At 61.0% G+C, this 9139-nt stretch carries 12 protein-coding genes; 6 read left to right on the top strand and 6 right to left on the bottom strand.

The window, feature by feature from the left end:
• Positions 1-23: 23 nt before the first annotated feature.
• Genes U4Y91_RS29265 through U4Y91_RS29280 form a run of 4 tightly spaced genes read right to left on the bottom strand, consistent with a single transcriptional unit; the run spans position 24 to position 3421 of the window.
• A complete protein-coding gene (locus U4Y91_RS29265) occupies positions 24-662 on the bottom strand; it encodes a hypothetical protein (RefSeq protein WP_107338214.1) in 639 nt (212 codons plus the stop codon).
• Positions 655-1539 (bottom strand): DNA-processing protein DprA, encoded by an 885-nt coding sequence (locus U4Y91_RS29270; protein ID WP_036039961.1) that lies wholly within the window; start codon positions 1537-1539, stop codon positions 655-657. The genes U4Y91_RS29265 and U4Y91_RS29270 overlap by 8 nt, the downstream gene beginning before the upstream one ends.
• A gap of 29 nt (positions 1540-1568) precedes the next feature.
• Positions 1569-2777, bottom strand: a complete 1209-nt coding sequence (locus tag U4Y91_RS29275; protein WP_036039677.1) for an XRE family transcriptional regulator — start codon at positions 2775-2777, stop codon at positions 1569-1571.
• Positions 2774-3421 carry an alpha/beta hydrolase gene (locus tag U4Y91_RS29280; RefSeq protein WP_321807987.1) on the bottom strand — a complete coding sequence of 216 codons (648 nt, stop codon included), beginning with the start codon at positions 3419-3421 and terminating at the stop codon, positions 2774-2776. Before U4Y91_RS29280 ends, U4Y91_RS29275 begins: the two co-directional genes overlap by 4 nt.
• A gap of 168 nt (positions 3422-3589) precedes the next feature.
• Here U4Y91_RS29280 and U4Y91_RS29285 point away from each other — a divergent pair, with 168 nt between their 5' ends.
• Genes U4Y91_RS29285 through U4Y91_RS29295 form a run of 3 tightly spaced genes read left to right on the top strand, consistent with a single transcriptional unit; the run spans position 3590 to position 5511 of the window.
• Entirely contained in the window at positions 3590-4186 is a 597-nt protein-coding gene (locus U4Y91_RS29285) for a DUF6088 family protein (protein ID WP_036039681.1), read from the top strand.
• Positions 4179-5189 (top strand): nucleotidyl transferase AbiEii/AbiGii toxin family protein, encoded by a 1011-nt coding sequence (locus tag U4Y91_RS29290; protein ID WP_321807988.1) that lies wholly within the window; start codon positions 4179-4181, stop codon positions 5187-5189. The genes U4Y91_RS29285 and U4Y91_RS29290 overlap by 8 nt, the downstream gene beginning before the upstream one ends.
• Positions 5190-5241: 52 nt before the next feature.
• The gene (locus U4Y91_RS29295) at positions 5242-5511 is read left to right on the top strand and encodes a hypothetical protein (protein WP_321807989.1); all 270 of its coding nucleotides are present in this window, start codon (positions 5242-5244) and stop codon (positions 5509-5511) included.
• A 37-nt stretch (positions 5512-5548) separates the two neighbouring features.
• On the opposite strand, the gene U4Y91_RS29300 is transcribed toward U4Y91_RS29295, so the two are convergent.
• The gene (locus U4Y91_RS29300; protein WP_321807990.1) at positions 5549-6025 is read right to left on the bottom strand and encodes a hypothetical protein; all 477 of its coding nucleotides are present in this window, start codon (positions 6023-6025) and stop codon (positions 5549-5551) included.
• Between the two features lie 115 nt (positions 6026-6140).
• Here U4Y91_RS29300 and U4Y91_RS29305 point away from each other — a divergent pair, with 115 nt between their 5' ends.
• Genes U4Y91_RS29305 through tnpC form a run of 3 tightly spaced genes read left to right on the top strand, consistent with a single transcriptional unit; the run spans position 6141 to position 8482 of the window.
• Positions 6141-6542 carry a transposase gene (locus tag U4Y91_RS29305; RefSeq protein WP_211145382.1) on the top strand — a complete coding sequence of 134 codons (402 nt, stop codon included), beginning with the start codon at positions 6141-6143 and terminating at the stop codon, positions 6540-6542.
• Positions 6539-6880, top strand: coding sequence for an IS66 family insertion sequence element accessory protein TnpB (gene tnpB, locus U4Y91_RS29310; protein ID WP_036047966.1), 342 nt, complete (start codon positions 6539-6541; stop codon positions 6878-6880). The genes U4Y91_RS29305 and tnpB overlap by 4 nt, the downstream gene beginning before the upstream one ends.
• A gap of 51 nt (positions 6881-6931) precedes the next feature.
• Entirely contained in the window at positions 6932-8482 is a 1551-nt protein-coding gene (gene tnpC / locus U4Y91_RS29315) for an IS66 family transposase (protein ID WP_321807991.1), read from the top strand.
• Positions 8483-8506: 24 nt separating this feature from the next.
• On the opposite strand, the gene U4Y91_RS29320 is transcribed toward tnpC, so the two are convergent.
• On the bottom strand, positions 8507-9139 hold a 633-nt coding region (locus U4Y91_RS29320), incomplete at its 5' end, for an HNH endonuclease signature motif containing protein (RefSeq protein ID WP_321807992.1).

The raw sequence follows: 9139 nt of genomic DNA on the forward strand, positions 1-9139 counted from the left end.
GTGGGGTGTCCCTTGTCCTGTTCTTAGATGCTGTCAAAATCCAAGTCCACCGACTTGGGCGCTCGCCGCGCGAGGAACAACCCGACGATGCGTGCCTCGGGAAATCGCCGCTCCAGCACTTGCTTCACCGCCTTGAAATGGCAGCCTGTGGTGAGCACGTCGTCCACGACAAAAATGGTCTGGGGGGCCGGCTCGGCCAAGCTCTCGTCGAGTTGATAGTTGGCCACCAGTTCGTCGGGCGTCGGGCGCGTGTCCGACAGATGGGCCGCCGCCGACGATTCGCGCTGGACGACCAGTTCGCGGATGTCGGTGTGACGCCCCTTGCAGACGGCCTGCAGCAATTGCAGCATGCGATCGTCGTATAGCGGATCGCTCTTCGCCTTCGACGGCGGAATCGGGACGAAGGTGATTTCGGCGTCGGCCTTGATCGCGGCACGAAAGATTGCCGCTGCCTGCAGGATCGCGCGCTCTTTGTATTGCCACTGCGCGGTTCCACGCTTGTCCATGGACTTCTTGAAGTTGAGGATCAGCTGGTTGGTCTCGCTGTAGGCATGCCCTTCGCCCGCAGTGTATTCACCTGCGTAGTAGCAAATGTCCTGCGCGTCCAGATAGTGATGATCCGGAAGTGTCAGGGCATCGATCTTGAGTACGCGCTTAGCCAAGAGCTGCCCTGATGTCGTCGATGCCGGTGACGCGAATGGCCCCTTGATCTTGGAACTTGGCCGGCCATGTCAGCTTTGGATTGCGAAAGCAGTTGTCCAGAATGAACAACTTGCGACCCTGCTGCAGGGCCGCGCGTGCCTGCGCCAGGGTGCCCGACGTATCGCTGGCTTCGACGATGACCGTTGCCTGCGCGAGCGCTGACATCGTGACATTGCGTTCCGGGAAGAACAGGCGGTTGCTACGGTAGTCCTGGGTCGAGTAGCGCCAGATCGGCACCTGGCTCACCAGCAAGAATTTCTCGGCAATCAGGTCTTGCAGCGCCCGGTTCTCGGGCGGGTAGTACTCGGTAATCGGTGTACCGATCACGGCGATCGTGCTGCCGCCGTTGTCAATGGCCGTCGTGTGTGCCGCGGTGTCCACGCCTTTGGCCAAACCGGAGACGATGGTGTAGCCGTCTTGGACCAGCAGCTTCACCAACTTGCGGGTTCGGCGCAGGCCGTCGTCGGAGACGCTGCGCGAGCCAACGATGGCGATCCGCTTGGGCGAGTCGATCAGATCCCACCAGCCTCGGTAGTACAAGAGTTCGACGGGATGGGCGGCATCGCGCAACCGATCGGGGTAGTCTTCCGCTCCATGCACACGCACACCAAAATCGTGAATCTTCGCGTGCGCAATCTGGTCTCGCACCCGCCGTAGCGCCGTGTCAATTTCCTCTTCCGAGACCAGCTCGGAGGGCATCGCATTCGGACTATCGCGGAAGCAGTCAGCGATAGTCTTGAACGTCGCTTTTTGATGCGCCCACAACGCCTCGTACGCCGCCATCTCCCGAGACGGTGAAATCGGTTTGTTGCTCAGTACTGCGTCAATGTCATTCATCGCTTGACTGATCTCCATAGACGCGCCAATCAACGCTTCGGCGAAAATCGAAACGGCACGACGTTGCTGTCCGTGGCAATCGGTGCGTCCGCGCTGCTGGGCACTGAACGTAACCGAGCCAGTTGCACAACCTTGGGCTTGCCCTGGAAGTACCCTTCCGATAAGCCAGCCAGCATCTCGATGTCATGGGCCGCCAAGCCAATGTGCCTGGGGATCGAGTCAAGCGGCATCACGTTTTCCTCGACGAGCAGATCGATCGTTCGACGCAGCAGGCGCGGCCGCTCGGGCGGCCTATCGCCGTCGCCCGGCTCGGACTTCGCGCCCCAACGGGCGGACCGACGTTTGAACAGCGACTGCGCCGCTTCTTCATCCAGAATCTTCAGCGCACGCAAACGCATCACGATCGCAGCGACGGACACACCCCATCTGCGTTTGAGCAAGAGAAGATCGTCCAGCGTCACCGGCGTGCGAACTTCATTGGCAAACGTTTCGGCCGGCAGCAGGAATGCGCCCGCAAAGCGATGGGCTTGCTGTTCCAGTTGCTTATGACGGTCTCGCTCGGTCGGCCGGGGAATGAACCGATGCAGGATCAGGTGGCCAAGTTCGTGCGCCAAGTCGAAACGGCTTCGATAGCCGTTATCCTTGTCGGCCGAAAGCAAGACCAGCGGGCGCCCCAGCGCATCGCTCCATGCCGACAGGCCCTCGATCTGCGAGATGCCCGTTTCCTCGCGGATCAGGACCACCCCAGCGCCTTCAATGGCCAGCGCCAGGTCGGGCACCGCCGTACGACCGATACGCCAAAGATCGCGGCATTCGCTCGCCGCCAGTTCAATCTCGTCAGGCGTGATCTCATCGGGCTCCTTGAACTGCCGGGTCGGCAAATTCAGCGCCGGGTAGTCCACGAACTCGGACAACGCGAGCGCGACGTCCTGTGCCCACTCCATGCGCGCTTCCAGCATCGCGCGTGCCGCCACGTGGGCGGACGCGTTACTGCGAAACAGCGGCAGCGACACCTTGGCCGAGGGCGCGCGCGTGAACCATTCGGGCGTGACGTTGACCACGCCGGCAAGGCGCTCCAGGGTTTCCCGCTCGGGCGCCTGATTGCCCGACCGCCATTTGCTGACCGTCGCAGGCGACACGCCGACCAGCGAGGCAAGTTGCGCTTGGCTCAAACGCCTCGCGGCAAGAATCTGACTGAGGCGCTCGCTTTCAAAACCTTGAATACCACCGCGGCTCATGACGCGCTGCCATCGTTGCCCTGCTTCTTGATCTTCTTGAGCTTGGGCTTGGCCAAATCGTCCTGCGCCGCCGGCTTTTGTTCATACCGCTGCAGGAACGTATTCAGTGGTTCCTTGAACAGCCAGCCGCGCATCTCGCGGTCCGGTACCGCAATCTGGATCGACACGGGCGACTCTGGCTGGATGTGCAGCGAGCCCGAGAAGCACGCCACGAAAAACGCGACCGCATCGGCGGGCGCTGTGTATTGATCGAACAATTCCGGTTGCACCAACGGCTCGATAGCCTTGTTCGCATAGGACATCTGGCGGCGCGTGTGGCTACGTCGGCCGTTGATCCAGAAGCCGTCCGGGATGTTGAACCTGGCCAGGGTGAACACCCCGGCTCGGCCGCTGACGATACCGTTACCGCGAATAGCGGTTGGCGAAGCCTCGCCCATCTCCAGCGCCCGATGAAACGCCTCGTTCATGTGGAAATGCCGCAGTTGACCCACGACATGGGGCAAGTGACCTTCGTCCATGCCTTTGGATGCGGCGTGCGCGCGCTGGGCGCCGACGGTCAAGGCTTCCTCGATGCCCATGACCAACTCGCGCGGCAGGCTGCGCTGCAAAAGGTCGGGGATTGTGTCTACGGGCGACTGGGCCATTCGTCCTCCAAAGATCAGATTTCGCTGATCGGTATTTTACTACCAAAAAGTTTCGTTTAGCACGAAAAACTACGCGAATGATTGCCTCCATGGCAAGCACGGGAGCTTCCATCCCTTGAAAAGTGTCAGAAATTCATCCATACTTCTACCAGTTAGGAGATTCCCACCATGCAAACCCTCGCCAAACAAGTTCTGGAGCACGCCGCCGGATTGCCGGAGGGCACACCCTTGGTCGCCAAGGAACTGCTCCATCTGGGAACCCGGGCGGCGGTAGACCAGGTGCTGTCTCGACTCGTCCAGCGCGGCACCCTGCTGCGCGCCGGCCGTGGCATCTATGTCCTTCCGGTGGAGAGCCGTTTCGGTTCTCGCGCCCCCTCGGCCTCCAAAATGGTCGAGGGACTGGCCCACCAACGCGGCGAAACCATCGTGTCGCATGGTGCGGCGGCGGCCAACGCGCTGGGCCTCACCACGCAAGTGCCCGTGCGCTCCGTCTACCTGACCTCCGGCCCCAGCCGCCGTTTGAAGCTGGGGGCCCAGACCGTCGAATTCCGGCACGCGCCGGTATGGCAGTTGATCTTTCCTGGTCGCGCTGCCGGTGATGTCGTGCGGGCGCTGGCCTGGCTGGGGCCAGAGCGCGCGGGTGAAGCGCTGCGCACGCTACGCACCAAACTGCCGCCGGCCGAGATAAAGGAAGTCGCATCGGCACGTGCGCGCCTGCCGACATGGATGGCGAAGGAAGTGAGCGCGCTGGTGTCACATGGCTAAGTTCTTCGATCTTTCTGTCGATGAACGGCTGGAAGCCCTGGCCCAGGCGGCCGATGCTTCCGGCCGGCCTCCCCACCTGCTGGAAAAGGATGTCTGGGTGGTGTGGGTTCTCCGTCACCTCTTCGCCGCACCCTACGCGCCGCATCTCATATTCAAGGGCGGCACCTCGCTGTCGAAGGCCTACGGCGTCATCCGTCGTTTTTCCGAGGACGTGGATCTCACCTATGACATCCGCGCCATCGCCGGCGATCTGATCGGCAAGGCCGACACGCCCCTTCCTGCCAGCAAGAGCCAGGAAAAGAAATGGACCAAGGAGATTCGCACCCGGCTGGCTGAATGGGTGACGGCCGACGTCGTCCCGCAGCTTCAGCAGGACCTGGAGCAGCAGGGCCTGCCCGCCAAGGCCCGCGCCGAAGGCGACAAGGTGTTCATCGACTACACGCCGCTGGCGTCAGGAACGGGCTATGTGCGGCCGGCGGTCATGCTCGAATTCGGCGCGCGCTCCACCGGAGAGCCATGCGAACCGCGCGTGGTCCGCTGCGACGCTGCCGCGCACCTGCAAGGCGTGGAATTTCTCGAGGCGACGCCGCAGGTGATGCGCGCCGAGCGGACCTTTTGGGAAAAAGCCACCGCGATCCACGTGTTTTGCGCGCAAGGGGTCTTTCGTGGTGGCGAGCGCTTTGCGCGTCACTGGCACGACGTAACGCGTTTGGACGCCGCCGGCTTCGCTGACGCGGCGATCGCCGACAAGGCACTCGCGAAGGCCGTGGCCGATCACAAGAGCATCTTCTTCGCAGAAAAAAGCTCGTACAACGCATCGATCGACTACCACGCCGCGGTCTCGGGCGGGCTGTGCCTGGTACCCAACGACGGGGCCTTGGCCAAGTTGGCCACCGACTACCAGCACATGGTCGATGACGGGCTGTTCCTCGATGAGGTCGAATCGTTCGACGCCCTCCTCCAGCAATGCCAGGCCATTCAACAGAAGGCGAATGCGGTATGAGACGCAGCCGATCAGCCCCCCCCCGAAACAGTCAGCTCACGGCAGGCAGCTCATGGCCGGCATCTCTTCCATTGAACGACGCAAGCTGGAACGCCTGTTCCGTACGGGCGGTGGGTACACGCGGCGCTACGGTGAAGGCGTGCTCCAGACCACGAACGCCGCTTCTTCGGAAGCGGCGGCGGCAAAAGCCGAAGTGGGAAGAAAATCCCTCGCCGCAAGGCGTGCCGGTTCGATTCCGGCCTCGGGCACCAATTCGGAAGCCGATCCTGCTTATGCAGGAGCGCTTTTTTCGTTAGTCCGAGCACTGCTGCCGTTCTATTAGACCGCTTCTTGCTTCCCGACCTGAGCGCGTACTTCATTCACAAGCCTTTGCCAGCGTCGTCTTGGCTGTCAAAGTCATCCTCGTCAGCCAGCTCTGCCTCAACATACTGCTCGTACTTCCGCTGGTAGCCGATAGCGGGGATCTTATTGACGTACTTCGTGGGCTGCGCGATTAGAAGTGGACTTGCTTTCACCAAAATAGAGCCGTCATCTTGCTCGTCTACGGTTCGGACTAGACAATAGATGATGTAGCGATTTTTCCCGCCGATCCGACCAATTGCGGACATCGACATCAGGAAGATCGGATCGAGAATCCACTCGATACGAAGATTCTTGCGGGAGTAATGCATCACTACTGGTGGTGTCGAAGCAGTGATAGGCAAGTCTGGCTTCTTCGCATACACGCCGCCTATGAAGAAGGCATATTCCCCTTCAGTCGCCTTAAGCTGCGGTCGCCCCGCAGACGCTGCGGCGTCTAAATCGACAAAGTCAACGGTTTTTGCGATCTCCTGCATCAGTTGCTTGTAGTGCTCCGTCTCTTGATGCGTAAGCGCTCGACACGTACCGTCTGTTCATGAGGGCGCGGCACCGGCAATCTGATTCCCATCAGATGTAATGGGAATCAGATTGATGAAGCCAGTGGTGCATGGAAGACAACCGGGATCGAAGAACTACACGAAGGAGTTTCGGGAAGCGGTTGCTGCCGAAGCGAACGATCCGAATCGCTCGATTGCCGAGGTAGCGCGTGCGCACGGCTTGAACGCCAATATGGTCGCGCAGTGGCGAAGAAGCTTACTCGATACGCAACCTGCACCGTCAGTACCAAACATCGCGCTGCTACCGGTTGATGTGGTCGATCTGCCTGCGAAAGACATCCCACATCACGCTCTGCCGCAAACGCCGGACGTGTCGGCGAGCCCGGCGATGCCGCCAGGCTGTGAAATCGAGATCGAGGTCGGCAAACGACGTATTCGTATCCGCGGTGTGTCGCAGGAGTTCGCCGAACAGTATTTGCGAGACTGTCTGAAGTGATCCCGCCGAACACGCGAATCTGGATCGCGGCGGGCGTCACAGACATGCGTTCCGGCTTCAACTCATTGGCCGCGAAGGTGCAAACCGTGCTGGAGAAGGATCCCTACAGCGGGCACGTGTTCGTGTTCCGGGGTAAGCGCGGCGACTTGCTGAAGTGCTTGTGGTGGTGCGACGGTGGCCTGTGCCTGCTCTCGAAGCGCCTCGAGAAAGGACGTTTCGCGTGGCCGCGCGCCGATGCCGGTGTTGTTGCGCTGACGACCGCTCAGCTCGCGCTCTTGCTCGAAGGTTTCGATTGGCGGCAGCCGATCGATGCGGTACGCCCGCGAAGCGCATTGTAAACGTTCATTACGCGTGGAGAGCTTGTGGGTGGCGTCGTGTAAGCTCACCGCATGTCCGCTGCTCCCACCGATCTCCCCGACGACATTGAAGCGCTGAAGGCGATGGTCGCCAGCTTGCGCGAGCAGCTCTCGTCGCGCGCGATCGAGATCGAACATCTGAAGCTGACGATTGCCAAGCTGCGCCGGATGCAGTTCGGCCGAAAATCGGAGAAGCTGGATCGCCAGATCGAACAGCTTGAATTGCGGCTGGAAGACCTGCAGGCCGATGAAGGCTCGGTCGATATGGCCGCGGTTGCTGCAGTGAAACGGCCGAGTCGCGAAGGTGTCGGGCGCAAGCCGTTGCCCGATCACCTTGAGCGCGAAGAGCGCATCCATCTGCCCGCCGATGATGACTGCCCCGATTGCGGCGGGCAACTCAAACCGCTGGGCGAAGACGTCGCGGAACAGCTCGAATACGTCCGGGCGCACTTCCGCGTGATTCGCCACCGCCGTCCGAAGCTGGCCTGCGCATGCTGCGATCGCATCGTGCAGGCCGCGGCACCGAGTCGACCGATCGATCGTGGCATCCCGGGTCCGGCGCTGCTCGCGCACATCGCCGTGTCGAAGTTCGCGTACCACATCCCGCTGCATCGCCAGGCAGTCATGTACGCGCGCGACGGCGTCGAGATCGATCCGGGTGCGATGGGGTATTGGATGGGGAGCATCACGGCGCTGCTTGCACCGGTGGTCAACACCGTCCGCCTATACACGTTAGCCGGCGGCAAGGTTCACGGGGACGACACGCCGCTGCCAGTGCTGGCGCCCGGCAACGGTCGCACAAAGACAGGACGCCTGTGGGTCTACGTGCGCGATGATCGGCCGAGCGCTTCCGAAGAGCCGGCATCAGTCTGGTTCGCCTACACGCCCGATCGACGGGGCGAGCATCCCCAGCAGCATCTTGCAGACTTCACCGGCGTGCTGCAGGCCGATGCGTTTGCCGGCTATGCCGAGTTGTATCGCGGCGGCACCATCCAGGAAGCTGCCTGCATGGCCCACGCTCGCCGAAAGATCCATGATCTACATGCCGTCCACCCCAATGCGTTAACGGAGGAAGCGCTGCACCGGATCGGCGCGCTCTACAAGATTGAGGAGCAGATCCGTGGCAAACCACCTGATGAGCGGCACAGTGTGCGCCAGGCGCGAGCGGTGCCGCTGCTCGACGACATGAAACGCTGGTTCGAAGCAACGCTCGCCACGCTCTCTGCAAAATCCGACACGACCAAGGCGATTCAGTACGCGCTGAATCGCTGGCCGGCGCTCATCTACTACTGCAGCGACGGGCGTGCGGAAATCGACAACCTGATCGCCGAGCGAGCACTGCGCGGCGTTGCCCTCGGCAGACGGAATTACTTGTTCGCCGGCGCCGACTCCGGTGGCGAACGTGCCGCCGCGATGTATAGTCTGATTGGCACGGCGCGCTTGAACGGCATCGATCCCGAGGCGTATCTCGCCTACGTGCTTGAGCGCGTCGCTGACCATCCGATCAACCGCATCGACGAGTTGTTACCGTGGAACGTGGCGTCGTCGTTGCCCTCTACTGCCCGCGTCGAGCCTATCCGATAGCATCGCGCTCCCGTCGTCAACGATCTACGCTACGGTGCTGGTCGAGTGCTTACCTTGATGCGTTATGTAGTCAAAGAGATAGCGTCCGCCGGAGAGATTCGTCTGTACATACTTCTGGTCAAATGAACCGTCAGCCTTCAGTATGCCTACGCGCTTCAGACCGCCCGTTAGATCAGTGTTCGGGATTTTCTTGAACAGTCGGACGCATAGTTCCTCAATACGTTTTACATTGACGTAGTCAATTGCGTCATCGCTCACGTCAATCTTTTGCGCGGCTCGTTGAGCATTCGCAATTTCAACGCTCTTCTCCCAAGAAGCCTTCGCCCGTCTGATCTGGTCATCGGTCAAGCGTAGCGTAAGCCCCCCTTGGTGCGCCAAATCGTGATCAGTCGGACAGAGAACCGCCAGGTTCGTATAACTGTTGTCCTGCGTCTTCTCATACTCAACTATGTGGTGGATGATGTACGCAGGGCTCTTCACACCCTTACATGCACAGCAAACGAAGTTACTGGATTCGAGAAGCAACTGTGCGACGTCAGGGTCGATCGCTGCGCGCCGCACCGCGACGGCAAGATCTTTCGCCTCACTTTCAGACAGGCCGTACTTGGACACCATGTCTTTCTGGCTAAGCACTCGTGCCTTGGAAACTGTGAGCCC

This window comes from Burkholderia sp. BCC1993, assembly GCF_905339865.1.
Classification (GTDB): domain Bacteria; phylum Pseudomonadota; class Gammaproteobacteria; order Burkholderiales; family Burkholderiaceae; genus Burkholderia.

Excerpts from the sequence above, each read along its gene's own strand:
- U4Y91_RS29270 (WP_036039961.1), bottom strand. The coding sequence starts at position 1,539 with ATGAATGACATTGACGCAGTACTGAGCAACAAACCGATTTCACCGTCT.
- U4Y91_RS29275 (WP_036039677.1), bottom strand. The coding sequence starts at position 2,777 with ATGAGCCGCGGTGGTATTCAAGGTTTTGAAAGCGAGCGCCTCAGTCAG.
- U4Y91_RS29280 (WP_321807987.1), bottom strand. The coding sequence starts at position 3,421 with ATGGCCCAGTCGCCCGTAGACACAATCCCCGACCTTTTGCAGCGCAGC.
- U4Y91_RS29285 (WP_036039681.1), top strand. The coding sequence starts at position 3,590 with ATGCAAACCCTCGCCAAACAAGTTCTGGAGCACGCCGCCGGATTGCCG.
- U4Y91_RS29290 (WP_321807988.1), top strand. The coding sequence starts at position 4,179 with ATGGCTAAGTTCTTCGATCTTTCTGTCGATGAACGGCTGGAAGCCCTG.
- U4Y91_RS29295 (WP_321807989.1), top strand. The coding sequence starts at position 5,242 with ATGGCCGGCATCTCTTCCATTGAACGACGCAAGCTGGAACGCCTGTTC.
- U4Y91_RS29300 (WP_321807990.1), bottom strand. The coding sequence starts at position 6,025 with ATGCAGGAGATCGCAAAAACCGTTGACTTTGTCGATTTAGACGCCGCA.
- U4Y91_RS29305 (WP_211145382.1), top strand. The coding sequence starts at position 6,141 with ATGAAGCCAGTGGTGCATGGAAGACAACCGGGATCGAAGAACTACACG.
- tnpC (WP_321807991.1), top strand. The coding sequence starts at position 6,932 with ATGTCCGCTGCTCCCACCGATCTCCCCGACGACATTGAAGCGCTGAAG.